Here is a 24,751-nt window from a genome sequence, read left to right on the forward strand (position 1 = left end):
CATGCACCGATGCAATTACCAATCTGCATCGGCCTGTCGCTCGATCTGAGCCACCGCCAGTTTCGCCAGCACCCGCACCACCTCGGGTTCGGCTGCAGACTCCGCATTCAGCAGGGCTTGCAGCGGTGCCAAGGCAGCGGGATCACCCATTTTTCCCAGCGCATTGATTGCCGCTTTGCGTACATCTAACGCTGGATCGTGAATCGCCTCGAGCAACGGCGGCACCGCGGCCGGATCATGGACCTGCCCCAGGGCGGCCGCGGCTTCGGTGCGAATCAGCGGTTCCGGATCGCGGAGGGCCGCCACCAGCAGTTGACCCGCCTGGGCATCGGGCTGTTCCTGCGCCACATGCCCCAGCGCCCCAATCACGGCACAGCGCACATCCAGCGAAGCATCATCGAGGGCGCGATAGAGATGGTCTGACGCTTCTGAGCCAATAAAGGCTAAGGCCCAGGCCGCATGCCCCTTAATATCTTCCGGCTGATCCGGCGAGGCCAAAATGGTCAACAGCGCAGGAACCGCCGCTTCTCCGGTGCGGGCCAGCGCCCCAGCCGAAGAACTGCGTACTACCATATCCTCATCGTGCAAAAACGCCTGCAGCAACGCCGGCACCGCGGTCGGATCGGCAATCAAGGTCAGGGTTTTGGCCGCCGCACGCCGCACCACCACATTCGGATGGTCTGCTAAGGCCGCCACCAGCACCGGTGTAGCCACTTCGCCAATCTCGCCGAGGGTTTCGGCAAACCGTAAGCGCATCAGGCCGCGCGGATCGCCCAACCCCTCAACCAATCGCCGCAGCAACGGCTCACTCGGGTCCAGCGTGCCCAAGGTAATTTGGTGATTCACGGCCTCGATCAAGGCATCATTGGCCGCCGGATCCAACGCAGACGATTCCAACTGGTGCAAGTCACTCATCTATCGTGCATCTATCGCATTCAATCGAATTCAACTCTATCACTAGCTAGCCTTGGGGCAGGACTCACCGCCCCGTTTCTATTGTTTCATGATTCTGGGCGGTCTGGGCTGGAGTTGGCCGCCCTGGCCCGATTGTGCTCAATCATCGCCGCTAAGTCAGCATCTGAAACATAGCGTTGTTCCGAACAATAGGTCATCAAATAGATGCCGTTGATCATCCGCACCGTGCTGACCCGCACCCGAAAATCGTCGGTAATAAACCAGCAGCGTTCCTGACCTTGATGATGCTCATACTCGGTCTCAATCGTCAAAATCCCATCCTGGCCAAACCAATAGCGGCTGACGACCGGAATCTTTTCGACATAGCCTTGATTGCGCAACAGTTTGCCCGCTTGCCCGGTAGCATCATCCGGCACATCCACCAACACCGCCGCCTGCTCAGGATTGACCGTCGCGCTCGCGTCATGCGCCTGCCAGAGAAAGCGAGCGCCGCCCTTGGCCAACGCCGGATCAATTCCTTGCAGCTTACAGATTTGGGCAATCTGGGGGTCATCAACCGCAATGACCTGCACCTGCAACCGCGATTGGCCCGATTCATCGGGGACGGCATCAAAATGATGCACGCTGCGCTGGGTGAACCAGACGCCTTCACTTTTGTGAAAAAAGTCCATCATCGTCATCGGAGCCACCGCCATTGCCATTTCCCTCACTTCGCACTGGGCTGCTGCATTCCGCCTGTCCGAGCATACCGTTCTAGCGTCCTTCGGATCAATCGGCTCCAGCGGCTCCAGCGGCTCCAGCGAGGGAACCCAAAACGGTACAATACCTCTGAAGCGGGATGCTGTGATTGTCCAGGAGACCCTGCCCGATGCCAACTTCTCCAGACGCCGTGCGACAGGCCGTCCACGCCAACGTAAGGCTAGACCACGCCGATTTGTACCAGATTGATCTGAAGGGCCTGGATCTAGAGGCCGCTCAGCTGGCGCAGGCGATTTTGATTCGCGCCGATTTGCGCCACACCAACCTCAGGCGGGCCGATCTGCACGGGGCCGATCTGCGCGGCGCTGACTTGCGCGGCGCCGTCCTGCACAACGCCAATCTGACCGGAGCCTGCCTGTATCGCGTCGATCTCAGAGGGAGCGATCTGCGCGGCGCTGATTTACGCGAGGCGCGCCTGCAGGGCGCTTACTACGACCGTCAGACCCAATTCCCCGACGGCTTTGCCTACCGCTCAGCCGGAGCGATTGGCCCGGGTGCTCAGCTGAATGGCGCGCCGCTCAATACGGCCAATCTGCGCCAGACCGATCTAGCCGGCGCCCAGCTATTGGGGGCGTATCTCGGGGGGGCCGACCTAACCGGGGCCGATCTGCAGGGGGCCCGACTCGTGCAGGCCGATTTGCGCGGAGCAACGCTGACGGGAGCCTATTTGCGGCAGGCACGGCTGAATGGCGCCAACCTCGCGGGCGTGGATCTGCGGGCGGCCGATTTCAGCGAGGTCGAATTCGAGCAGTTCGAGAGCATTGCCGGGGCCGATTTTACGCTCGTGCAAGGGCTGAGCGCCGCGATGCGCCAGCGCCTGCTGAATCATCCGCCCGCCCAACTCGATGCGATTCACCCGCTGACGCTCAAAACCACCCGGGCCAGTTTGAGCGAGTAGCACCCGCTGTAACTAGGATTGCACCGCGATCCAATCCTTTTTCAACAGCGCCAGAAACGTCGCAATCCCTTTGGAAAACCCGTCGGGATCCGGCAGCGCATACTGCGGAAAGTCTTCGTAGGGCCGCCACGGCTCCGAGTCGTTGTGGCGTAAGTGCAACACACGCTCCTCGCCCTCGCGCTTCCACAGCATTTGCCCACCCGTCGGAATCTCCGCCATTCTGTCCTCCTAGACCTTCAACTCAATCCATGCCGTCCGTGGCTTCCCTTTATTCTGCGCCTCTTGGCCGCAAATTCTGTCAAGATTATTACGTTTTGTTTAGAGGACGCGACAGCCAGGAATCAAGCCTACCTTCACTATAGAAAGGCCGATTCAGTCTGCCCCCTCCCGCAGGGGGTACTTTTAGCCGCCTGAATTGAGGCGGGCTGGGTGCAGGGGGGGCCAGCGGGATTTACAATTTGGATGCTGGGACTGGTTGGGGCAGCCGCGCCTCGAGGCCGGCAGTCAATCTCGCCCAGGCCCCTTGCGCCGGTGCATCGGGTTGAGGGGTATAGGTAGTTGTATACAGTTGCGAATTCAGGTGTGAATGAGGGGATGGATATTACAGCGTTTGTCGCGAATTCAGTTGGCCGCTGGCGGTCGCAGCGCAGTGCCCATCATTTGGCATTTGGCCATTTTGAAGCCATTCAGTCGGAGATTGAGATTGTTGCCCTGGCCCCCGAGGATCCAGCGGTAATCGGCTTATGCCAGCAGTATGCGATTGATCCGGCCCTGGCCGTGTCGCCCTTTCGCATGAGTTGGCAGGGACAATCCGATTGGGATGAAAACGAGGTGCAGGGCAGTTGTGTCTTGGTGCCGATTCCTGACCCCACCCAGACAAATCACGGCAAGCTATTGCGCGACCAGGGGTACGCCGAAGCCATTGCGGCCATCGGCGAGTACTATCTGAGTGAGGATGGCACGTTTGTCCTCACTACAGCCTATGACCGGGCTGCCGCCGAAGAAAAAATTTGGTTCGTCAATCCGAATGTGCGCTGCCGCGTCTCCCTGATCAAAACCAGTGCTGGCACAGGGGTGGTCACCGCCTCATTTTCCTCGGAGATTCGTCAGTCATCCTCGACCTAGACGGCAAGCTGGCGAGTCTTGTTCGTTGTTCCGTTCATTGTTCGATTCACGTTGATTCTCATGTCCTTCTCTTCGGCTGCCTCATCCCCCTTCACCCCGTCGTTCGATCTGCTGACCTTGGCCCAGTGGATGGCGAGTCATTTTAGCAATTTCCAGCAGGCCCAAGCCCAGCCGCAGCAGTTTGCTCATATTCATATCTTTTTCCGGCCCTTGCCGTTCGAGTTTTTTGGTGGGATTGGCCTCTATTCCGAGCAGGTGTATGACTATGATTGGTGGCGGCCCTATCGTCAGGGTGTGCATCGCTTGATCGACCAGGGCGATGCGATTTATATCGAAAATTATGCCCTCACCGATGCCCTGCGCTATGCTGGAGCGGCGCGTGAACTCAGTATTCTGCACTCGATTCGCCCCGACCAGATCACGCGCCGCGATCATTGTTCGATGGTGTTTCGGCGGCAAGGTGATGCGTTCCACGGTGCGGTTGAACCCGGCAATCGCTGTTTGATTACCAAACAGGGCTGTCCCACCTATCTGGTCAGCCAGGTCGAACTCACCGAAACCACCTGGATTAGTTTAGACCGCGGCTTTGACCCCACTACGCATCAGCCGGTGTGGGGATCTGAGTTTGGCCCACTCGTGTTTGACAAGCAAGCCTCGTTCGCTGAGGAATTACCGCAATTGCCGTGATCGGCTCAGGGAGCGCTTCAGTACAGCCATCGGCCAGCTTCTGCTTACCTCTCATCATGTGGCACCAGCAATAACTGGTTCACACCTACCCTGCGCTAACTCAGACGCCATGCGTTCGTGATGCGGCACTGCGGCACTGGCACTGGCGCTTCCTCGCTCCGGCCTCAGCTCAACGGTCAACCAATCAGGTTCAATTCCGTGAGCCAGTTCAGTCAGCTTAACTCTCTAGATTGGTTGCTTCATGCTTTAACGAAGCTTCACAAACCCAGCCACGGCTTCATCAAACATCCATCTTGAAATTCCGTAGTTCTGATCAAGGCCGCTCATTGGAACGGGTTTAAACTGAGGCCAATGGGTGATTGACCCGACTTGCAACAGTCTTTCACAACCACAGAATTTTTCGAGCCATTGTTGCTAACTCAACGCAGCAGTGCCTGATTTCTGCTGACCTCAATTACTTCGTTTTCTTGACTAAATAGAACGATGAGCAACGAGTTGCAGAGTGCTTCTACCTCCTTTCAAGCTGCGATCCTCGACAGTCAGGGGTTGATTCCAGGTTCACCGCTCGATCCGCTGATGCCAAACCGTGAGCCGCCCACTTCACTGCCAATCGTTACAGCAGCGATTGAATCGCCCTCTATTTACGCTTATCACGCTGATCATTCCACCGTTGTTCCACGGACAACTACTCACCGAGTCAACCCCAGCCTAGTTCAAGCTAATCCAGCGAGAGCTAGCCATCATCAATCGTTCGATGCCTTAACGGGCACACCTGATAACACCGCGTTGGTTCAAGCTGACCATTCTGCAATGGGCGACTTCACCGCAACAACCAGCGCTTGGATGAGCGAGACCGTTAGCAGTGGGGTATTTACCGTCGGCCCCTCAGGACTTGTCAGCCTTGATTATCTCTATGACGGCGGAGCCTATGAGGGCGAGCTAGCCCTATTCTCGCTCGAAGGATTAGAGACCTTCCAACCGGGTTCGCGGGCCTTCATGCGGGAGGCGGCCCGTCGTGCCCTCAGCGATTCGCACCTCGGCGCGGTTGTGATTCAAGATGCCACCGACGCGGCTCGCTTGAGCGGGGCCTTTCCCGACGACAAGGACGTGAATGCGGGTATATATAAGGGCGTGAAAACCGTGAGGATGCAGCCGGGAACACGCTTTGGCTTCATGCTCGTCCCGCATGGCACGGTCCAAGAGGTGTTCGAGCGACCGAAGCGATCCGGCGCGAAACGTCCCTTATTTTCGCTGGCAACCGCCAATCCCAATCACGCCGTTCAGGTTGGACAGATTGGCAATGTCACTGGCGCGGGGCATTTCTTGGCCTTTGAAGACCTGCGGACCGATCGCCGCAGCGACCGTGACTATAACGATGTCATCATTCACATTCAAGGTGCGATTGGTCGAGCCACGCCCATTGATGCATTGATTGCGCCCCGCCGGGATTGGCGCACTACGCCACTGGGCCAACAGTTGCTTGAGTATGTAACAGCCAACACCCGACTTGACCCGCAGCAGCCCTTGATTGGCATCATTGATACCGGCTTTGCCGCGGCTCATCCGGATTTGAATTATCACCGGATCACGCTGGGTCCAGATTATCTCGATGGCGATGGGAATCCTTTGCTGCAACCGGGTGACGGCCATGAGCATGGCACGCCTATCTTGGGCATGATTGCGGCAACGCGAAACAATGGCTTGGGCATCGATGGCATCAATGATGCGGCTCCGATTTGGATCAGTCGAGCGGTGGGATCGGGGCGGTGGGCCGAAGCCCTCATCGAGTTTGTCGAAGCGGCCAAAGCCTCAGGTCAACCGAATGCCGTGGTCAATCTCAGTTTTGATTTGACGCAAATTAACCCGGATGGGTCGGTCACCACACGCTATGAGTTAACACCGCAAGAACGAGTGGCAATCGAATATGCACGTCAGCATGGTGTGATCATCGTGGCAGCAGCAGGCAACGATGGTGGGGTGATGTCGGCGTTGGGACAAGCCTCGCAAGAGTTCGATAACATCATCACCGTGGGGAGCGCCCATCAAATGAAACGTGCGTTGTATTCCAGCTATGGCGCTGGGCTGGATATTGTCGCACCGGGCGGAACAGCATCACAGCCCATTGTTTCTACGGTTGGCGTTAGCATGGGTACGATGGCCGGTAGCTCGATTGCGGCAGCCCAGGTGACAGGAGCAATTTCTCACGTCTGGGCGGCGAATCCTGACCTCAATTATCGTCAAGTCATCGAGATTCTCAAACGAACGGCAATCGATATCGGTGAATTCGGTTGGGATGCTGAAACTGGGGCCGGATTATTAAACATGATTGGGGCGGTCAGCTTGGCCAAACTCGTCGAGCCAGAACCTTACACTCCGCTGGCGCGGATCGCTCCCTTAACTTGGAGTGGCGCAGGCTATGTAACTGCGAGTGAACGGGCCACCGATGGTGAAAACGGCTTTAGGTCTCGTGTAACTTATGAGAATGGTTCGTATGCCGATATCTTCTACGACCGTTTCGGTCAGCCAGTTGGGCAAGATGCCTACAATGCTGCGGGACAATTGATGTATTCAGAACGCGGCCATCGCGGCACCTACTTCCACTACATGCCCGATGGCAAACTGGTGGTTTTACATGTCGAAAGCTTCTACTACGATGAAGAACGCTTGGTGATCCAGCCGGTTGAAGTGATTTTTGTGGATGATACACCCGATGATTTGTCAGATAACCCAAGGTTTCGGATTGTCTATACCGATGATCCAACTTCACACCCCGAACAAGTGAATTTGCCGACGAATATTGGCACTTGGGATGGCGTCTCGTTCGATTTCATCTCGAAACGGTTGTCTTTCTATTTCAAGGATGACCAAGGGCATCGTCACGAAGTCTCCATCTGGTACGATGAGCGCAAAGCCGCTTGGTATGATCCTGCGACCGCTCAATGGCAAGATATAACGCCACCGGCTTCTACATCCACACCCAATTTGCCCAATGCCCCCCAACCCGGCCAAGGCAACGTTCCTGAAACCGCAGGAGCCTTTGACAAAACAGTGGTGAGCAATGGAACGACAACGCATTATTACACGAATGGTTATTTGAGTATCCAACCCAATGGACAGAGTACCTGGTACACCGTGGGCACTGGGGTACCCGTCGTCATTCCTCCCAGCAATGTCCCCGCTCCAGTCGATGGCCCTAGTGGTGGTGGGAGTTCTGGCGGGGGTGCGGGAGGCAACGCTGGTAGCGGTTCGAGTGGTAATCCTGGTAGCCCTAGTAGCCCAACTGGACAGGATGGATCCGGCGGCAGTCCAGACGGCGGGACTGAAACCAACACAGTCACAGAGATTCGCACCACAACCGGCACTCCAGTCGCCGGATCCGTGCGCTTCTTCTTCTCCTCGAACCGCACCAAAACCACCCCGACTGACACCGACCGGGAGTTGATTCAAAATCAGGGAAACGGAAGCTGGAGTCCTGATTTCTATCGCCAACAGGCACGGCGCTTCCATGACTCCTTCACCTCGACACAAACAGTTGATGGTACGGACACTTACCGCCGTTCTCATTTTTCCAAAGGCGAATCCCAATCCCAATTTGAATGGTACAAATCGGCTGGAGAACGACATTATGAGGATGGCAGTTGGGAAAAGGGCACCGAAGCAGAAATTTCCTACAGCCGCGATACCCTGACTGGCCTCAGCCGTCATAGCCAACGGACTCAAGGGTACACGTCTCATCAGTACTATCGCAATCGCGACGGCCAGGAACTCGTCAATCGCACCGAGCGCATGCAGCGGGAATCATCCAGCGATTACACCACCGAGCAAAGCCACTACCGGGATTCCAGCCGCACAGAAACTCGTCGCCAGGATCAGGCGCAACAGCAAGAAACCGAAGAGCGGGTGATTGAGGAGTTTGGCCGGTGGACCACGAATCAAACCACAAAGCTGGCGAATCAGCTGCGGACCCACGTGCAAACCACAATCAACACCGACACGGAAATCACCATCGGTACCAGCGAGGCGATCGAGGAATCTGAGACTATCTTGAGCAAACTCAGTGATGCGGAGCAAATTAAGGAAACAGAAGCATTTTGGGGCCTGCGCTCTACTGCTGGGCAAACGCAAACCACCTATATCGGAGAGCAAACCGGCAGCGGCAGCAGCGAATATCGGCAAGAAAGTCGTACGCGCAGCCAGGTGACGCAAGTCAACGGAATGCAGTTTGATTCGACCGAGATTCAAACTAAAACCCGAGAGCGGGCAGAGCGTGAAACCCTCGATGGGCGGGGAACCCTTCAGAAACACCAGCGCTTTCACTCAACGACTGAATCGGAACACAACCACGTTAGCGATGGAACGGAACAGTTTCGCAAAACCACCGCTAGTTTGAGCTATGCCTATCGCAAAACCGATGCTGTCGATGCCGATTCCTGGTCGTTGCAGATTAGCCGCGCTCAGTCCCAGTTCGGCACCGATCTCGACCCTGAAAGCGTCATGTGGTCCTGGACCAAACTCGGCTGGCTCTCGGATGTTGAGGCCGATCGCTGGAGTGAGCAACTCAGCTACACGCGACAAGGCCGCCAGACCCAGTCTGGGGTCGGACTGATTACAGCGACGCCCGATGCGGTGGGTGCACAGGAGTTGAAGTACAGTGACGAACTCGCGGCTGAGCTGCTTCAGCTTTTAGAACAAACGGGGGAATCGGATGGCACCGACCTCAGCCACCACTCGTATCCGGAGAAGTTGGCGGCGATTCTGGATCACGCGAGCAGCTTGCTCGATTCCGAACTAGCCGCCCAGCTTCAGGCCCAAATCCCAGATCTGCTGGCGCTCGGACAGGTTGCTCAACAGTGGCAGTGTCATGGATTGCTGGACCCATGGGTGGGAGGATTGTTCTCCGAAGCGTTGGCAGTCCAGTCGAGTTGGGATGCCAAGCTGTTTGGGATTGACTTCAAGTGGTTTGTCAAAGCGGGAACTCAGCAGTCCTCGCTGCCAGCGCTGTTGTTTCCAGCCAAACTGATTGCAGCCGCTCGCAGCCAACCGGAACTCGCGGAGTCGCTCGATGACCCGGCATGGGTTAAGGCATTGGTGGAACTGGCAAGAGCGTATGCGGCACTCAATCCAATGGCAACCGCGAGCGAACCACCGCTCAACTTCTTCCTGGATACACTATGGACTTCTCAAGATGGAGCTGGATTGCAGAAGGGAGCCATAGAGCTTGGAAAGTTTTTGAAAGGCGCAGGCAATTCTATTCAAATGATGGAGTATGAACAAAAGCTCCTAATGGCCCTCAACCAATTTAGTGCTCTCAATGGAAAGTTGAATGATGCGGCTTTCATAAAAAGTAATGTTGATCTCGGAGCGTTGTATCTAACCTTACACTCCACAGACGTGGTAGTTGCTGATCCAAGTAATTTCCTCCTTAAGATTTGGGAGGCTGAGAATGAAACAGATATTAAGATTGCTGCTACCCACCTGCAAAATTTCATTGCCGATCTAACTAGCAAAGATAGTGAGAAAGTTTATTCTCTTCCTTCTTTGCAAGATGAATCCTTACATGCTGCCGCAATAGCAATACCCATCGTTGTTTTAGATGTGCTGATTGTTGTCTCTGCTGTAGGGATAACCATTTCTTTAATTGGCACTAACAACAATGAAGCTGAGGAAGCCTTCAAAATCATCGTTGACACTACGACAGATACGGTCGCTGATATTGGCGATAGAATAATTCAGCTTATCAGTCAAATTAGCGGTTCGGCTAGTCAAGCACTTGAAGGATTCCGTGGGCTGGTAGAAGATGTTGTTCAGCAAAACTTCTTCCCCATCAATACAGGAAAACTGTTTGGAGAAACAACCAAACTTGCTCAGCACTTAGCTCGTTATTTACGAGTTTCGTCCGTTGGTGGCATTCCTTCAGGAGAACCTCCAGATCCAAGTGAAGATCCTGAAAATCATTGGTGGAGAGAAATCAAGGCATTTCTCAAAAATATTCAAACTGCAATCAAAGGTGCTACTCGAAAACAAGTGTTGCGGGAATTACGTAAGAAATTTACAGATGAACAAATTGAAGAAATAGAGAGAGCACTAGCTGAAGTAGCTAAACGCAGGGGAGAACCTACTCCTCCTTTCCTTCCGCCACCGCGATAATTTAGAATGGAAAGCATAGCTGCTGCCAGCTTGCTGAGAATATTAGACAAGCAGAGGTGCGGGGATTTGTATCCTCAGTTAGAGGTTCTGCCCCTGCACCCTATTCCAACCCAATGACTTGGCTACAAGCATCTCAACAAACCCTATGAGCCAATGTTCTTCGATACTACCCGGTTTACCAAACACCAAAGCCTTCAATGACCTGCGTTTTCAGATTAAGGCACTGCGTTCCGAGTTGATGAATCTTGGTCAGGAAGTCGAGGAACTGGCTAGGAGGCGGTTCTGTACGCCAGAGGACTTCCTATCGCTGCGCTATCAGCTGAGCAGTATCAGTGCTGGCCTTGAACATGTGGTCTCGTTCCATTACGCTGAATTGCTTAGGCTCATCGCTCAACTGTTCAACGAGCAGGCACTCTTAGCAGAAAGTGAACGCCTCAGCCAGGTTGAAATCGATTGGGATGTTAGAGACGCTTCGGCTTGCCTTGATCGGTTGCACAAAAACTTACAACAACTCGCCACAACGCTTCAGGTCGCTAGAAACGAGTTGCAGCAGCTTGCGCAGCACCCGGACCCCGAATCGCAGGGAGTAAAACCGCTAGCACCTAGGCTCGCGCGACTGACAGAGATGCTAGTCAATCAAGGGTTGCTTGCGTGTCAGACGTTGTTGGGACAGGCCGTTCAATTCCACCGTGACGCCGATCCAGTCGCCGCCGCCGCAGAGGACTACTGGGCGATCGTGGATACTCCGCTGCGGGAAGAGCATCATCCTGCCGCGCTTCAGCTCGCTTACTGCCCGTACTGTGGTGCTAAGCTGACGTCTGAGGATCGATCGTTTGATGGGTCCTATTGTGAGAATTGTCGAACTCGCTGGATTCAAACCGACTGAGCGAGAATGTAGGGTATAGCGTCTCTTCTCCCTCAGCAAGCCGCGTTACTTCCAACTTACCGCAAGCAATGGTTTGCGCTCAAGTATGCTACTGGCCCCACGAATCCTGAACGGATTGAAGCCGCCATCCATCGAGCTTACCGGGCTTTCGGTCAACAGACGCCTGAAACGATCATTTGTGCCAATCCTCAGCAGGCGATCCAGCGATTGCATGAATGGAACGATCACCCCATGATTCCCTTGATGAACTTGGGATGGCAGTTGAGACGTGAATTACCTAAAGCTGGACAACTGGGGATCAAAGACAGGAAACCGATCGGCCATCCAGAAGGATCGTTGCAGACCATGTGGTAGATGCATGGAGCTATGGATATCCGAGAATACTAACAATTGACCGCAACAAACAACGTCTTGACCAGCGACGCAATGAATCTCAAACCAGATACTACGACAATCCTGCTAATCCTGATCCACGGCCGGGACAAGATTTGGATGAATATCCACCCGCTATGTTTGTCGAGAATTATGGTAGGGCGCATGTGAGACCAATCAATGAGTCCCAGAATCGAGGAGCAGGTGCAGTGATAGGGCGACTGCTTGAACCCTATAGTGATGGGGATAAAGTTGAGATCATCACAAATTATGAAGAGCTATTTGGCAATAGCTAGAAGGGTCTCAGAAGATCACCGCTATCATGCCTAAACGCTACTCAGATGTTCATGTGCTTTTTGAATTGAACAATGAAACTGCTTGCATCATTCCAATTAAGGGCTTTATACAATCAAGTTGCCGTTTTTGATCCCAGCCTTGAGTATCCTTACAATGACTGGCTGCCCCAACATGCCGCTCAAGGCTTTACTTGGCGACCAGGGAGTGTATCCTTTGGAACACTTACTCAAAGTACCGAGTCAAGATTGAGGTGTGGCTAGCTGATCACGCCAGTATTCAAGAGGATACAATTCGCGCCATCGTAGTGCCTTTTTCGGTTGGTTCCTCTGGCACTGTTGCCGTTCAAAGTGTGATTGATCGACCAGGTAGCAGCCTAGTCTCAATTCCTGAAGGGAACTATGCTCTCGTGTTTGAAGCTGGCGTGAGAGCAGAATACAGGCAGGATCCAGCCTATCAAGGCAGAAAAGCCGCCTTACTGCCAAGTTGGTGCCGTTTGACGTTCATTCCTCAGGAATCGGTCCAACCTGAAATCTTACGAGCCGATGAGCGGTTGTCACCCACCTACCCACTGCTGATGGCAGCAGAACCCGCTTGAGGAGGCTGACTAGCAGCTTGCTCGATTCCGAACTAGCCACCCAGCTTCAGGCCCAAATCCCAAATCTGCTGGCGCTCGGACAGGTTGCCCAACAGCATGGCGTGATTGTGGTGGCTGCTGCCGGCAATGCTCCAGGCCGCTCGTCGGCCTTAGCCCAGGCTGCCACCGAATTTGACCATCTCCTGATTGTCGGAGCCAGTCAGCCAGATAATCATGCACCCGACTCGCTAGCGGGTTGGAACGTGGATTTGGTCGCGCCGGGACGGTTGGCAGACGCTTCGGCCTTCATGCCTGGAATAGCCATGCCATCTATGGCTGGAACCTCGGTGGCCACGGCACAAGTCACGGGAGTAGTCTCGCAGGTCTGGGCTGCCAATCCCGCCTTGAGCTATCCGCAGGTCATTGACCTTCTCAAGGCCACGGCCATCGATATCCACACACCCGGATGGGATAGCCAAACCGGAGCCGGGATCTTGAATGGCACGGCAGCCGTCGAGAGGGCGCAATCAGTACGGCCCATTCCCACCGAGCGAGTGCTCTCGAACCAGGTGGCACGCCCTTTGTTTCCGGCCTCCAGTCACGTTGAGGCCATCGCGCGGGAACGTCCAGCCGCCTATCAGGAAACCTACATCGTCACCGGGGATTACTATGGCACAGGCCGATCCACGTTGGACTATACCCGCACCGAATCCGAGTCCAACCAGGATGACCGATCCAGTTCCTCCAGCCACTATTTTGGCTCTGGAATCGTGAAGCGGCAATGGCAAATCCAAGCGCATGGGGAATTTGACTATACCCAGCAATGGCATCACCAATCGCAATCCCACTCTCAAAACCGCTATGACGATGGCCTCCTCACGCGAACCAGCCACGGCACCAGTACGTATGACGAACGCGGCACCGAGCAGCATGATGATAGCCCGACTGGGGATACCGGAACCAGTGAGCAGTTTTCCTACTCCACCAGTACCGACGAAACCAGATCGGTTCAGATTGGCCACCTGACGATTAACAGTCACAGCACCGATTCCAGTCAGAATTACCGCCATACGCAACGAGAGTATCGACCTGGGTTTGATCACACGCAGTATGATTTCGATGAATACTCTAAGAAAACCGCAAAGGAAACTAGCCAGTACAAACAGTGGGGAATCTCGAATTTCTATGAAAAAGAAACCGATTGGGAGGAACAGAAGGATACCAACCTCACGGATGACTGGATCAATACGCTGAGATTTGGCACCGAAGAGACTCTTATCACCTCCCGCTTTCGTGATCACTTTTTCAATCAGGATGCCACCAGCGCACCCGAAACAGTTCATGCGGGCGGCCAATCCCAGCAAACCAAACGGCAGATCAAAACGATTTATGACGGCCAGACCTGGCGGGTGATTGACCAGATCGAGGAGGACCGCTATTGGCATCACTATACGCGCGAGCAATACGAGACCGGGTTGGTCTACACCCAGTCCCACTCTCGCTCGACCGATTGGCAAAGCCGCACTGAGTATGACGCGCAAGGACGCTCTCAATCGGTTGCCCGAGAACAGATCTACGACTATACCCACCAGAACTATGACGACGGCAATGGCAAGCAGACGATTCGCACCACCCTAAGCACGTCCACCACCGAATCGGGAGTAGACGCTGAGGGTCGCCGTTGGTCGCGCACCGAGGAGTGGTCAAGCACCCATTCGCGCTTGATTGAGGCTGGCGTTGCTGACTGGAGCGAGTCGTGGTCGCGTCGCGTCTGGCACAATGGCGAGCTGGTTGAGGAACACGCTGGCTCCACCCGTGGCCGAGTGAGCACCCAGGAGGACGGAGCAGTCGATCTGACGCTGCCAGCTCCTCCCACCCTAGATCTGTCACATCTGCTGGGTCCGGGTGTGAGTTTGGCGTTGGATCTGACGCCGGGGGTGGGGGAACTCAAAGGGCTGGTCGAGGCCGTGACTGGCAAGGATTTGATCACGGGCGAAGACCTGGCTGCGTGGGAGCGCATGATTGGCATTCTGCCCTACGTTAGCGATGTGGGGAAGCTAATCCAGAAGGCCGGGGATATTGCCAGAGCGGTTCAAGGCGCGAGTGATGCAGCAAAAGCGGCGGGTGCGGCCGGTGATCTAGCCAACGCCCAAAAGGCGGCACAGCAAGCCGACCAGGCGACGGACTTCTTAGAACAGATGGCACCTGGCTCTCCGGAGGCAACCTTGGCCCGCCAGAGCGCTGATGAAGCCCTCGAAGCGGCTTGTTTTGTAGCGGGAACTTTGGTATTGACGCCAACCGGATACCGAGCGATTGAAACCCTGCCAGTCGGAGCGTGGGTGCTCGCTTGTGATCCAGAAACGGGAGTCGTGAAAGCATGTCGGGTTCTGCAAACCTTTGTGCGCGAGGTTCCGGTTGTCTTGGATATTCAAGTCGGGGAGGAGACCATTACCTGTACCCCAGAGCATCCTTTCTGGGTGCCAGGACAGGGATGGACAGCCGCAGGACAGTTAAGCGTAGGGATGCCACTGTTGACCAGCGACGCTCAGATTGTTTCAATCACAGCTATTGAACAACAGGAAGGGCACTTTGAAGTCTACAACGTTGAAGTTGAGGAGTTGCATACCTACTTCGTTTCTCATTTGGGTTGCTTGGTTCACAATACCTGTGAGAGACGTTATTCCCCTAGTCCTAAACATGAACCTGGTGGTTGGGGAACAGAGATGGATCTTGATCCAACAACTGCTCAACAGGTATTAGATGAAGGTATCCTGGGTCCTAATGGAAGACAAGTCTATGGCTATCACAACGGGAAAATGTATGAATTTCAACCAGACAATATTGGGGGGTACCATGGATATCCTGTACCTGGAAATGAAGTTCCTACAGCAGTTTTAAGAACGTTGCGGGATACAGGAATTATAACAAGGTCAGAATACGGTAGATTTCTTCGCGGAAAAGCGTAAATCGATGGATAATAAACTTCGTTTTCAATTTGAATTGAGCCACAACATTCAGCAGAACGAGACAAACTCCGAAATTTGGGGGTGCATTTCGATTTCGCTACTGACAGACCATCAGCTAGTGTCCTTGCTTCAAACCCAGTGGGACCTGAGCGGGCTAAAAGCATGGTTTGAAGAAAATCAAGACTTCATTCGCAGTGAAGTTTTATCGATTGACGGTAGTTCACCGTTACCATCAGAAAGTTTGGCTCAGGCTCTAAACCGATTACAAGAGAAGGAATTTTCGGAGAACGAGCAAGATGCCGAGGATCACTGGTTTGATGCCTTATTTGAGTTTCGTCAACGCCACTCTTTAAGATTTGCTCTACGTGGAGCCAATATTCCAGAAATCATCATTGGTTACCACCGGGGAGCAGGTGAGATATCATTAAGCAATAGAGAAGATGATTGGTCCTACTTGTTCGACATGGATGATTTTATCAGCGACCTACGACAAAAACTAATCTACACATAAAGAATGTATTGTATCCAAAGCTGTCGCCAGTGAAGCTCAATGAATTCTTTTAGGCGAGAGCAAAAATGAAAACTGATGTAACCAACGTAATTCAATCTGCTTTTTCGTCATCTGCTTGGAAATCTGAATCGAAGCAGTCCAAGAGAAAGTATCACCTGGAACACTGATGGGTAATCTAAACGATATCAATCCAGTCGAGAGAAGCATGGTAGAAGAATGACTGGGAAAGGTAAAGCCGTTGAAATCGTCCCAAGAGGTTCTAGTAAAACTCCTGACTTCCGAATTAATGGCGTTCCTACAGAACTTAAAACTTTAACCAGTGCTGGTCCAAACACTCTCAAAAATGCTATACAAAAGGCTGCCCAGCAGGGTGAGCAAATCCTCGTGGATGCTAGAAACGTTCCGATATCAGCAGAGAATGCACGCCTCCAAATCCTACGTGCTCAAGGCAATATTGGAGGTTTAGAAGGACGTGTTACAGTTTTAACGACAGAAGAAACTGTCACTTTTTAAGGAGATGAGTATGGGTTTAGATGCTGTCGTTTACACTCATAGGAATCACTTGAAGATTGATATTGATTCAGATAGTCTTCAAGTCGATGAAGAAACAGGTGAAGCTTTTATTGCGGATTACAATCTTGCGTCTAATTATCCAAGTGCTAATTTTATAGCAGCTCAGTGTAGACTGGGCAATTCCAGCGACATCGGCTATTTCAGTAAAGCAATCTCAAACCTATTTCCGGATGGAACTTCTTTACTTCTGGAGAAGGTACTGTACAGTGGATCTCACTGTGGAGACACACTAGATCTAGGAGAATTAGATCAGCTAGAAGCTGAGATCAACCTACTCAAACGACAATTAGACGAAAATCGAACAGTACTTCTAGAGCAATTCATTCAAAGTATGACAGAACTTATTCAAGCGGCTAGAAGGGAAGGGAATCCAATCGTATTTGTGTAGGCATACGGACGAGCGACAAGTTCCTAATGATTACGGTGCACCAACAGGTGTAGGATTTACGAACGTTGGTAGTCGGAGGAATCCCGTAATTCAACCAGTCAATCTAGGAGAGACCACTAAAATTACAATTAGCTTTCGTGCTGACTCAGCAGCACCCGATGGTTTTCGTCTTGAAAGTGCCTTTCCTACATATCCTTGAGGAGGTAATAATAATATGAACCATTATGAACTGATTTGGAATTTCCTTCGAGAATTCTTTGATCATGAACATTATGTCATAGCTGTTGAAAGGGCTAGAAAAGCGATTTCTACTGAGACTATGTATCAGCAAAATTGGTTTAAAGTTATGACAACCATTCAAAGTCGATCTCTTCTACCTGATCAGCCACTTAAGCTGGTTCACGAAGCAGCGAACAAGATTTTGGACGACAATACAGACGATGAAGCATATGTTTGGCTAGACAAGATGGTTTATAACGTCGAAAGGACAGATGGCAAAATTGAGGAATATTAACTGTGAATTGTCTTCCAAGTCGATTCGGCTTGAACAGTAAATAGTCTTCAGACAAAGATACCACTATTGCTTCACTCTGATTTCAAGCTGAAGCAGGTAGTGATCTTGCCAAAACCGCTGCCGAGGCCGGTGATTGAGCCAACGCCTAAAAGGCGGCACAGCAAGCCGATCAGGCGGCAGACTTCTTGGAACAGATGGCACCCGATTCTCCGGAAGCACTCTTGGCTCGTCAGAGCGCTGATGAAGCCTTAGCAGCAACTTGTTTTGTAGCCGGAACCTTAGTATTAACGCCAACCGGATACCGAGCGATTGAAACCCTGCCAGTCGCAGAGTGGGTGCTCGCTTGTGATCCAGAAACGGGAGTCGTCAAGGCAGGTCAAATCCTCCAGACCTTTGTGCGGGAGGTTGCGGTTGTCTTGGATATTCAAGTCGGGGAAGAGACCATTACCTGTACCCCAGAGCATCCGTTTTGGGTGCCAGGACAAGGAGGGGTCCAGGCTGGAGAGTTGCAACTAGGCGATGCATTGATCTCAAGCACTGGAGTCCTTTGTGAGGTCAAGAATACGCAAGCGAACCAAGAGAGAACCAGAGTTTATACCATCAAGGTTGAGGAGCTTCATACCTATTTCGTTACAACTCTTGGAATTTTAGTTCATAATGCTAACTGCGATCCAAGAAGTTAAATACGTCTTGAAGATGTAACTGATGGTCCACATGGACCAGATCGTCCAATAGCGAATGTAGTCTCAAGAGCAAGAGTAACCAGACAACCTCAAGGTAGATGGTTTTCACGAAAAGCCGCAGAGAGAGCAGTTGCAACCCTAGACATTGATAAAATGGAAATGAATGTAGGTTATTCTATTCCTATCGAGGAAGGAGCAGGTGGAATTGTAAGGGTATATGATGAGTATCCACCTACGGGTACGCCACCCAGTCAGCGATACATTATAGATCCTGCTGATAGAGCCATAGTCATTCGGAAATCAGACGGGCTTCATACATTTCCAATTGACCTGAACACCCTGACTATCATAACCTTGCTCCAACACTGTAGAGGATTGATAGATGAATTTCAAAACAGCTCACTTAAACGTTAATTATACACCTCGATCAACTCAAATTCTTCGGAGTTTAGATCTCCGCATGGTGAAGAATAGATTGTTAGATATGGGATACGAAAAAATACTACTCAGTGGGGCGCTTATTGAGCAATTTAGCGAGGGAATTTACTTATTCGTAGATGATGATGTAGTACATTGGCTAGAGGCATACTTACACCTAGAGGAACTCCTCTTAGCAAAAGAACCCTATCAACATGCCGCTTTTCTGAATGATGGAGCACTAACGATAAAGGCAGATGTTGAATTTAGATATTGCCCAGGCTTAAACATAGCAAATTTGGTCACTTATAATGCAAGCATTGCTGCTGATCAATACATATGGTGGTGGAGAAATATTGCTTACAAAATACTGAATCTTTCAGTAGGCAAGTGAGTCATCTTGGTTGTGATCTGGTAGAACAATCACTGAGGACGAAAATGATCAATTACAGGCAATGAATCATAGTGAAAGTAATTACAAGTTGATTCAAAAATTTGTCAGCATATTCTTCAACAATGAATTTTATGTGGATGCAATTAAAAACGCCAGGAATAGCATAGCTAATCATGCTAAAAGTCAAGCTGATTGGTTGAAGATTTCCTCTATTATTCAGAATCGACAACTCGAGCCAGGACAACCATTAAACCTAGTGAACAATGATGCAAACCAGGTAATTGATGAGAACTCAGACGAAGAAGCGTATGTTTGGTTAGACAAGATGGTTTATAACGTGGAAAGGACAGATGGTAAAATTGAGGAATACTAGCTTACTTTCTAAGCCGTTTAGCTTGACCATGAGTAATCTAGAAACAAGATGCAGGCTTCTAGAAAAGTGCATCGAAGAATTTGAAGCAGAAAAACTATCTATTCACGCTCTAATTAATCGCCTTCAGCGCATACTCGACAACATAGACAATCAGAAAGTATGGGTCGATGCTTTTCGCAGTGAATGGTGGACGCTCGAACAAGTTTATGCAGTTGCACGGGATCGCGGAGAAACGAGCTTGAGTTGGGAAAGTAGAACTTTAGTTCATGAGGCTATCCACAATATGAAACGGCTTTTGAAACAGGCAAACTCGTTCGAAGAATAAAGTAACTGTAGTGTTAGCAGGATAGTTTTGCGTTGATCCTGCTCGATGAAGAGATCACTATCGCCCCTGTTTGACTCCAGGAATGGGTGAACTCAAATCACAGCAAAGACCGCATGGCCGCCCCACCCCCCCTTGATCCTCTCGCGTCTTCCCGATTCACACTCTGCCCTCAGACCGAATTATCACCCGCGCTCAGCCCCGGCTATCGCAGCGATTCGCTATCGTGAAGAGAGCAGCCGTGGCTTGCTGCAAGCCCGACTCATGCCATCCTCGTGTTATTGGTGGAGGTTCTTGTGGTTGCCTCGCTATCCGCGCCCGCGTCTATTGCATCCCTGCTCGGCGATGAAGCCGACGATCTGCTGTCCTATCAAGCCAAAGTGCCCAAAGACTTACTGCATTTGCCCGGTCCCGATTGGGTCGACCGGATCTTTGCCCCCACCGACCGTTCCCCTCAGGTGCTGCGCAGTCTGCAGCACCTCTACTCGCACGGCCGGCTGGCCAATACCGGCTATCTCTCGATTTTGCCGGTCGACCAAGGCATCGAACATTCGGCCGGCGCCTCGTTTGCTCCCAACCCGATCTATTTTGACAGCGAGAATATTATCAAACTCGCCATCGAAGGCGGCTGTAATGCCGTGGCCACAACCCTGGGGGTGCTCGGCAGTGTCTCGCGCCGCTATGCCCACAAGATTCCGTTTATTCTCAAACTGAATCACAACGAACTGCTGAGCGTGCCCAATCAGTTTGACCAGCTTCTATTTGCCTCGGTCGAACAAGCTTGGAATCTAGGCGCAGTCGCGGTTGGAGCCACGATTTACTTTGGCTCACCCGAATCGGGCCGTCAGATCCAGGACGTCAGCCGCGCCTTTGCCCGCGCCCATGAGTTGGGTATGGCCACGATTCTGTGGTGCTATCTGCGCCATCCGGCCTTCAAGCAAGACCAGGATTATCATCTAGCCGCCGACTTGACCGGACAAGCCAATCACTTAGGCGTCACGATTGAAGCTGATTTAATTAAACAGAAGCTGCCGGAGGTGAATGGGGGTTATCAGGCCGTGGCTCAGGCCATCGGTCAGGGCTATGGTAAAACTGACCCGCGCCTGTATTCGGAACTGACCACGCCCCATCCGATTGATTTGACCCGCTATCAGGTGCTCAATTGCTATGCCGGCCGGGCCGGCTTAATTAATTCGGGCGGCGCCTCAGGCAAAACGGACTTCGCCGACGCCGTGCGCACCGCCGTGATCAATAAACGCGCCGGCGGCTGTGGCCTAATCTCGGGGCGCAAAACCTTTCAACGCCCCTTTGCCGAAGGAGTGCAATTGTTTCACGTGATTCAAGACGTTTATCTCTCGCCGGAGGTGACAATTGCCTAACGGCCCCTACACCGGCTTGAGCAAATCGTCTTTGAGCAGGGACTTGATCACGTTTTCTTTGATCATCAACTGCCGTAACACTTCGAGCAACATTTCCTGCGCCTGCTCTTGATTGAGCTGCTTGATTTGGTCGGCATAGGCGCGTAGGTTGAATTGCTGCTCTAAACTCAGTCCAATCGGTAGCTCCATGCTCGTGCTCCTTGCTCTACTCGGGGGCTAACTCTATTAGTTGTTAAATAACGTAACACATACCTTGACAAAGTGTCGATTTTCTGGGTGTTCTACTCTTTAGGTATCTTTAGTGAAGCATGGGGGGTCAAGGTCTATCATCGATCTGGGGATGGACCGCTGTGGGGCGGGCCTACCGATTGCGGTCTATGTAGTTTGAAGGAGACAATACGCGGCGCATGAATGCGATTGAGTTTTTTCACCACAGTGCCGGCCACTGGCGCTCGTTGCGCACCACTCACCATTTGGCCTTTCGCCGCACCGAAGCGGGCGAGTCTGAGATTGTCGTCGAACCGCTGGCCGCCGATGATCCGCAGGTCGTGGCGATTTGTCAGCTGCATCAGGTGGACCCGGCCACGGCGATTGGCGGCGCTTATGTGCGCTGGGACGGGTCGATGGCCTGGGACCGCTCGGAGGATGACACTCATACCGGCTCGACCGTGTTTGCCCTGGTGCCCGAGGATGCGAGCCAGCGCTCGGGGCAGTTGCTGCGCGAACGCGGCTATGCCGAAATTGTGCCGGTGGTGGGTCAGTTCCAGATGGACGAGGCGGATGGGCTGATTTTGATCACCGACTATGACACGATGAGTTCGATTGAGCGCTTTTGGTTTGCCAGCCCCAATCTGCGCTTGCGCACCAGTACGGTCAAACGCTTTGGTGGCTTTAGTACGGCCACCTTCTGTACCGAGGTGCGCACTGAGGCGGCGCTCTCGCCCGACGAGAATGCGCCGGCGGAGTATTTCTCGCTGTTGGGCTGGTAGCCTATGCCGTCCATCGAGTCGGAGCAGCGGGGGTTGGCCTATCTCTATCAGATGCGGGCCTTGGCCCCGGAACCGGAGTTGATTGATCTGGTTTATCAGCTCGAGCTTCGCCGCTCGATCTGTGTCTGGATGGGCCAGCACATCGAGACGGTCAATGCTCAGGTCGCTGACTTGGGGCGGGCCTGTCAGGCCTGTTTTCATCCCTGGCAGCAGCGCTCAATCGCCCTCTTTGCGGTGCCGCTCTCCCACCGCTTGGGCCTCGATGGCGTTTGTAATCTTCAGACGCATCCGGTCACTATCCTGGTCGATGTCGGTCGGGTCATGCCGGCGGATTGGTTGGCCTTGGTGGCTCATGAGTATGCCCATGCCCATCTCGGCGTGCCGGGCCATCCGCGCGAGTTTGTCGAGGTGCTGGCGCATCTCGCGCGCGGGCTGAATTTGAGGCTGCCGCCCCTATCGGCTCCGCCGGCCTGCTGGCCAGCAGCTCCGGCCTATGCTCGCACCCCGGACCCTCACGCCTTCTGGCAGGGACGCGCTCATTCGCCGCCCCGCTCCCACTGAGGCTGCTACATCCGCTCGCGCTGACCGATGCCATCTCCCTGGGGCGGACCGGTGCCGCGGCTGCCGCTCAACCGACGGACACAAGGAATAGATAAACCTCTATCAAGTTGGTCGTTGGAGTTGATGGATTACTTTTGATGAACCGCTTAAGTCTAAATACTCATGGCGTCGTATGGTGAGGACAGGAAGCGGGCCGGCAGGGTCCTTGTGGCTTGGCGGCTTCCTGATCCGCTGTCGTTACGTCTGTGAGGATATCTGACATGGCTATTTCGCCCTTAGCGTTTGCTCCGGCCTCGGACTATACCCGCGTCGCGGGCTATGAAGTGCCTGGCGATGAGCACCCTAGACGCTTTACAACCGACTACCGCACCGCTGATGAGCTGGAGCAACTGATTCACGCGGCCTATCGCCAGATCTTTCATGAGCAACAAATGCTCGCTTGCACCCGTCAGCTCCGGTTGGAATCCCAACTGCGCGCGGGGCAGATCACGGTGAAGCAGTTTATTCGCGGCTTACTCACCTCGGATGCCTTTCGGCGGCTCAATTATGAGGTCAATAATAATTATCGCTTTGTCGATTTGGTGTTTCAGCGGGTCCTGGGCCGCTCGGTCTTTCATCACCGGGAGTCACTGGCTTGGGCGATGATCGTGGCGGCCCAGGGCTGGACGGCGTTCATCGACGCCCTGCTGGAGTCCCCGGAGTATACCCAAACCTTTGGTGACCATACCGTCCCCTTTCAACGCCGCCGCATTCTCCCCCACCAACGCCTCGGCCACCTCCCGTTTCAGCGCACCCCTCGCTATGGCCCCGCCTATCGCCTATCCCAGCCGGCTCTCGCACCTAGCCCCCAGCACAGAACCCCGCCCGCCTGGCAGACCTGGCCCTGGCCCCGCATCGCCCTGCTGCTGCTCTCCGCCCTCCTGCTGTCCCTCGCCTTACTCACCCTCCAATCCCTCCTCCTCCTCCCGCTCTCCTAACCCCACTCTCCTAACCCCGCTCCCCTAACCCCTCGCTTCATGAAGTTCCGTAACACTTTATCAGACTAAAGCGAATAAAGCACCCCACCCGCCGTATGATCAGGGTTGATTTTCGTACCGTTCGTTTGCGTAGGGAGCTTGTTTTAGCGTGGCTATTCCTCTTTTGTCCTATTCCCCCTCGTCCCAAAATGTCCGCGTCACGGGCTTTGATGTCCCCGGTGATGACCAACCTCGCATCTTCTCCAGCGATAATCTCCTCTCGCCCTCCGATATGGATACCCTCATCGAGGCCGCCTATCGCCAACTCTTTTTCCATGCCTTTGCAGCCGACCGCGAACCCTTCCTCGAATCCCAACTCCGCGCGGGCCAAATTACTGTCCGCGATTTCGTCCGCGGCTTACTCCTCTCTAATACCTATAAGCGCAGTTTCTATGACCTCAATAGTAACTATCGCTTTGTCGAACAAACCGTCCAGCGCGTCCTCGGTCGTGATGTCTTTAATGAACGCGAAAAAATTGCCTGGTCGATTGTCGTCGCCACTCAAGGCCTCAAGGGCTTTGTCGACCAACTCCTCAATTCCCCAGAATACCTCGATGCCTTTGGTGACTCGATTGTCCCCTATCAGCGCCGCCGCTCTCTCCCCGGTCGCGCCCAAGGCAATCTCCCCTTTAATATCAAGTCCCCCAGATATGATGAATACTACCGCCGCAAGCTTGGCTTCCCCCAAATGATCTGGCAAAATGCCACTCGCTCTTATAAACCTCAAGACCAACAAGCCAAAGCCGGTGACCCCGCGAACTTCCTCGCCATGGCCCGCTCGATTGACCCTAAAGCCAATCCCCCTCAGCGCCTCTCCGCTCAAAATGTGGACTTCCTTAACCAGGTCCCCTATAGAAAAAAGTAGGGTAGGTTTCTCTTGAGATACTTCTTCGAGATCCTTGAATTATGCTGAACCCTCCCCAGATAAATGAGGAGGGTTTTTATTTGTCTGCTATCTGTTAGTCAATGTTTGCTTTTCGTCTTCAGTGCTCTTTTTGCATTATG

Annotated in this window: 26 protein-coding genes; 22 read left to right on the forward strand and 4 right to left on the reverse strand. The window is 53.1% G+C overall.

Annotation, left to right across the window (positions count from 1 at the left end; translation table 11 throughout):
* Window positions 1-15 precede the first annotated feature (15 nt).
* On the reverse strand, window positions 16-915 hold the full coding sequence (locus HJG54_RS28595) for a HEAT repeat domain-containing protein (RefSeq protein WP_316436425.1): 900 nt from the start codon (window positions 913-915) through the stop codon (window positions 16-18).
* 86 nt (window positions 916-1,001) lie between these two features.
* Window positions 1,002-1,790 (reverse strand): phycobiliprotein lyase, encoded by a 789-nt coding sequence (locus HJG54_RS28600; RefSeq protein ID WP_316436424.1) that lies wholly within the window; start codon window positions 1,788-1,790, stop codon window positions 1,002-1,004.
* Here HJG54_RS28600 and HJG54_RS28605 point away from each other — a divergent pair.
* Window positions 1,784-2,572, forward strand: a complete 789-nt coding sequence (locus HJG54_RS28605; RefSeq protein WP_316436423.1) for a pentapeptide repeat-containing protein — start codon at window positions 1,784-1,786, stop codon at window positions 2,570-2,572. The two genes, HJG54_RS28600 and HJG54_RS28605, sit on opposite strands and share 7 nt — an antisense overlap.
* 12 nt (window positions 2,573-2,584) lie before the next feature.
* Here HJG54_RS28605 and HJG54_RS28610 read toward each other — a convergent pair whose 3' ends face one another.
* Complete coding sequence (locus HJG54_RS28610) at window positions 2,585-2,731, reverse strand: hypothetical protein (RefSeq protein WP_316436421.1); 147 nt, start codon at window positions 2,729-2,731, stop codon at window positions 2,585-2,587.
* A 435-nt stretch (window positions 2,732-3,166) separates the two neighbouring features.
* On the opposite strand from HJG54_RS28610, the gene HJG54_RS28615 reads away from it, so the two are divergent.
* From HJG54_RS28615 to HJG54_RS28690, 17 genes are all read left to right on the forward strand, one after another.
* On the forward strand, window positions 3,167-3,697 hold the full coding sequence (locus HJG54_RS28615) for a phycobiliprotein lyase (RefSeq protein WP_316436419.1): 531 nt from the start codon (window positions 3,167-3,169) through the stop codon (window positions 3,695-3,697).
* 60 nt (window positions 3,698-3,757) lie between these two features.
* Window positions 3,758-4,384, forward strand: a complete 627-nt coding sequence (locus tag HJG54_RS28620) for a chromophore lyase CpcT/CpeT (RefSeq protein WP_316436417.1) — start codon at window positions 3,758-3,760, stop codon at window positions 4,382-4,384.
* A gap of 483 nt (window positions 4,385-4,867) precedes the next feature.
* Window positions 4,868-10,531, forward strand: coding sequence for a S8 family serine peptidase (locus HJG54_RS28625; protein WP_316436416.1), 5,664 nt, complete (start codon window positions 4,868-4,870; stop codon window positions 10,529-10,531).
* A 145-nt stretch (window positions 10,532-10,676) separates the two neighbouring features.
* Window positions 10,677-11,417 carry a hypothetical protein gene (locus HJG54_RS28630; RefSeq protein WP_316436415.1) on the forward strand — a complete coding sequence of 247 codons (741 nt, stop codon included), beginning with the start codon at window positions 10,677-10,679 and terminating at the stop codon, window positions 11,415-11,417.
* A 347-nt stretch (window positions 11,418-11,764) separates the two neighbouring features.
* Window positions 11,765-12,085 (forward strand): NucA/NucB deoxyribonuclease domain-containing protein, encoded by a 321-nt coding sequence (locus HJG54_RS28635; RefSeq protein ID WP_316436414.1) that lies wholly within the window; start codon window positions 11,765-11,767, stop codon window positions 12,083-12,085.
* A gap of 72 nt (window positions 12,086-12,157) precedes the next feature.
* Window positions 12,158-12,346, forward strand: a complete 189-nt coding sequence (gene comJ / locus HJG54_RS35625) for a competence protein ComJ (RefSeq protein WP_420717423.1) — start codon at window positions 12,158-12,160, stop codon at window positions 12,344-12,346.
* Window positions 12,277-12,681: a competence protein ComJ gene (gene comJ, locus HJG54_RS28640; protein WP_316436413.1), complete on the forward strand. Its 405-nt coding sequence runs from the start codon at window positions 12,277-12,279 to the stop codon at window positions 12,679-12,681. The genes comJ (HJG54_RS35625) and comJ (HJG54_RS28640) overlap by 70 nt, the downstream gene beginning before the upstream one ends.
* 17 nt (window positions 12,682-12,698) lie before the next feature.
* Complete coding sequence (locus HJG54_RS28645; protein WP_316436411.1) at window positions 12,699-15,626, forward strand: polymorphic toxin-type HINT domain-containing protein; 2,928 nt, start codon at window positions 12,699-12,701, stop codon at window positions 15,624-15,626.
* 4 nt (window positions 15,627-15,630) lie between these two features.
* Window positions 15,631-16,137, forward strand: coding sequence for a hypothetical protein (locus tag HJG54_RS28650; protein WP_316436409.1), 507 nt, complete (start codon window positions 15,631-15,633; stop codon window positions 16,135-16,137).
* 216 nt (window positions 16,138-16,353) lie between these two features.
* Window positions 16,354-16,650 (forward strand): hypothetical protein, encoded by a 297-nt coding sequence (locus tag HJG54_RS28655; RefSeq protein ID WP_316436408.1) that lies wholly within the window; start codon window positions 16,354-16,356, stop codon window positions 16,648-16,650.
* Window positions 16,651-16,660: 10 nt separating this feature from the next.
* Window positions 16,661-17,098, forward strand: a complete 438-nt coding sequence (locus tag HJG54_RS28660) for a hypothetical protein (protein ID WP_316436407.1) — start codon at window positions 16,661-16,663, stop codon at window positions 17,096-17,098.
* 214 nt (window positions 17,099-17,312) lie between these two features.
* On the forward strand, window positions 17,313-17,612 hold the full coding sequence (locus tag HJG54_RS28665) for a hypothetical protein (protein ID WP_316436406.1): 300 nt from the start codon (window positions 17,313-17,315) through the stop codon (window positions 17,610-17,612).
* Between the two features lie 194 nt (window positions 17,613-17,806).
* Window positions 17,807-18,295, forward strand: coding sequence for a polymorphic toxin-type HINT domain-containing protein (locus HJG54_RS28670; RefSeq protein ID WP_316436404.1), 489 nt, complete (start codon window positions 17,807-17,809; stop codon window positions 18,293-18,295).
* A 382-nt stretch (window positions 18,296-18,677) separates the two neighbouring features.
* Window positions 18,678-19,106 carry a hypothetical protein gene (locus HJG54_RS28675; protein ID WP_316436403.1) on the forward strand — a complete coding sequence of 143 codons (429 nt, stop codon included), beginning with the start codon at window positions 18,678-18,680 and terminating at the stop codon, window positions 19,104-19,106.
* Window positions 19,107-19,167: 61 nt separating this feature from the next.
* Complete coding sequence (locus HJG54_RS28680) at window positions 19,168-19,479, forward strand: hypothetical protein (protein ID WP_316436402.1); 312 nt, start codon at window positions 19,168-19,170, stop codon at window positions 19,477-19,479.
* 28 nt (window positions 19,480-19,507) lie between these two features.
* Window positions 19,508-19,804, forward strand: coding sequence for a hypothetical protein (locus tag HJG54_RS28685; protein WP_316436401.1), 297 nt, complete (start codon window positions 19,508-19,510; stop codon window positions 19,802-19,804).
* 293 nt (window positions 19,805-20,097) lie between these two features.
* Window positions 20,098-21,180 (forward strand): class I fructose-bisphosphate aldolase, encoded by a 1,083-nt coding sequence (locus HJG54_RS28690; protein WP_316436480.1) that lies wholly within the window; start codon window positions 20,098-20,100, stop codon window positions 21,178-21,180.
* Window positions 21,181-21,186: 6 nt separating this feature from the next.
* Here the strand turns inward: HJG54_RS28690 and HJG54_RS28695 are convergent, their stop codons facing one another.
* Window positions 21,187-21,369, reverse strand: a complete 183-nt coding sequence (locus HJG54_RS28695; protein ID WP_316436398.1) for an NblA/ycf18 family protein — start codon at window positions 21,367-21,369, stop codon at window positions 21,187-21,189.
* A 218-nt stretch (window positions 21,370-21,587) separates the two neighbouring features.
* Here HJG54_RS28695 and HJG54_RS28700 point away from each other — a divergent pair, with 218 nt between their 5' ends.
* From HJG54_RS28700 to HJG54_RS28715, 4 genes are all read left to right on the forward strand, one after another.
* Complete coding sequence (locus HJG54_RS28700; RefSeq protein ID WP_316436397.1) at window positions 21,588-22,169, forward strand: phycobiliprotein lyase; 582 nt, start codon at window positions 21,588-21,590, stop codon at window positions 22,167-22,169.
* Between the two features lie 129 nt (window positions 22,170-22,298).
* On the forward strand, window positions 22,299-22,730 hold the full coding sequence (locus HJG54_RS28705; RefSeq protein WP_316436396.1) for a hypothetical protein: 432 nt from the start codon (window positions 22,299-22,301) through the stop codon (window positions 22,728-22,730).
* 260 nt (window positions 22,731-22,990) lie between these two features.
* On the forward strand, window positions 22,991-23,707 hold the full coding sequence (locus tag HJG54_RS28710; RefSeq protein WP_316436395.1) for a phycobilisome rod-core linker polypeptide: 717 nt from the start codon (window positions 22,991-22,993) through the stop codon (window positions 23,705-23,707).
* Between the two features lie 148 nt (window positions 23,708-23,855).
* Window positions 23,856-24,611: a phycobilisome rod-core linker polypeptide gene (locus HJG54_RS28715; RefSeq protein ID WP_316436481.1), complete on the forward strand. Its 756-nt coding sequence runs from the start codon at window positions 23,856-23,858 to the stop codon at window positions 24,609-24,611.
* The last annotated feature ends 140 nt before the right edge of the window (window positions 24,612-24,751 follow it).

Source organism: Leptolyngbya sp. NK1-12, assembly GCF_032598965.1.
GTDB lineage: Bacteria > Cyanobacteriota > Cyanobacteriia > Elainellales > Elainellaceae > Elainella.

Excerpts from the sequence above, each read along its gene's own strand:
- HJG54_RS28680 (WP_316436402.1), top strand. The coding sequence starts at position 19,168 with ATGAATCATAGTGAAAGTAATTACAAGTTGATTCAAAAATTTGTCAGC.
- HJG54_RS28615 (WP_316436419.1), top strand. The coding sequence starts at position 3,167 with ATGGATATTACAGCGTTTGTCGCGAATTCAGTTGGCCGCTGGCGGTCG.
- HJG54_RS28700 (WP_316436397.1), top strand. The coding sequence starts at position 21,588 with ATGAATGCGATTGAGTTTTTTCACCACAGTGCCGGCCACTGGCGCTCG.
- HJG54_RS28595 (WP_316436425.1), bottom strand. The coding sequence starts at position 915 with ATGAGTGACTTGCACCAGTTGGAATCGTCTGCGTTGGATCCGGCGGCC.
- HJG54_RS28660 (WP_316436407.1), top strand. The coding sequence starts at position 16,661 with ATGGGTTTAGATGCTGTCGTTTACACTCATAGGAATCACTTGAAGATT.
- HJG54_RS28630 (WP_316436415.1), top strand. The coding sequence starts at position 10,677 with ATGAGCCAATGTTCTTCGATACTACCCGGTTTACCAAACACCAAAGCC.
- HJG54_RS28710 (WP_316436395.1), top strand. The coding sequence starts at position 22,991 with ATGGCTATTTCGCCCTTAGCGTTTGCTCCGGCCTCGGACTATACCCGC.
- HJG54_RS28650 (WP_316436409.1), top strand. The coding sequence starts at position 15,631 with ATGGATAATAAACTTCGTTTTCAATTTGAATTGAGCCACAACATTCAG.
- HJG54_RS28625 (WP_316436416.1), top strand. The coding sequence starts at position 4,868 with ATGAGCAACGAGTTGCAGAGTGCTTCTACCTCCTTTCAAGCTGCGATC.
- HJG54_RS28670 (WP_316436404.1), top strand. The coding sequence starts at position 17,807 with ATGGCACCCGATTCTCCGGAAGCACTCTTGGCTCGTCAGAGCGCTGAT.
- HJG54_RS28695 (WP_316436398.1), bottom strand. The coding sequence starts at position 21,369 with ATGGAGCTACCGATTGGACTGAGTTTAGAGCAGCAATTCAACCTACGC.
- HJG54_RS28620 (WP_316436417.1), top strand. The coding sequence starts at position 3,758 with ATGTCCTTCTCTTCGGCTGCCTCATCCCCCTTCACCCCGTCGTTCGAT.
- HJG54_RS28685 (WP_316436401.1), top strand. The coding sequence starts at position 19,508 with ATGAGTAATCTAGAAACAAGATGCAGGCTTCTAGAAAAGTGCATCGAA.
- comJ (WP_420717423.1), top strand. The coding sequence starts at position 12,158 with ATGAAACTGCTTGCATCATTCCAATTAAGGGCTTTATACAATCAAGTT.
- HJG54_RS28665 (WP_316436406.1), top strand. The coding sequence starts at position 17,313 with ATGAACCATTATGAACTGATTTGGAATTTCCTTCGAGAATTCTTTGAT.
- HJG54_RS28605 (WP_316436423.1), top strand. The coding sequence starts at position 1,784 with ATGCCAACTTCTCCAGACGCCGTGCGACAGGCCGTCCACGCCAACGTA.
- HJG54_RS28655 (WP_316436408.1), top strand. The coding sequence starts at position 16,354 with ATGACTGGGAAAGGTAAAGCCGTTGAAATCGTCCCAAGAGGTTCTAGT.
- HJG54_RS28705 (WP_316436396.1), top strand. The coding sequence starts at position 22,299 with ATGGGCCAGCACATCGAGACGGTCAATGCTCAGGTCGCTGACTTGGGG.
- HJG54_RS28675 (WP_316436403.1), top strand. The coding sequence starts at position 18,678 with ATGAATTTCAAAACAGCTCACTTAAACGTTAATTATACACCTCGATCA.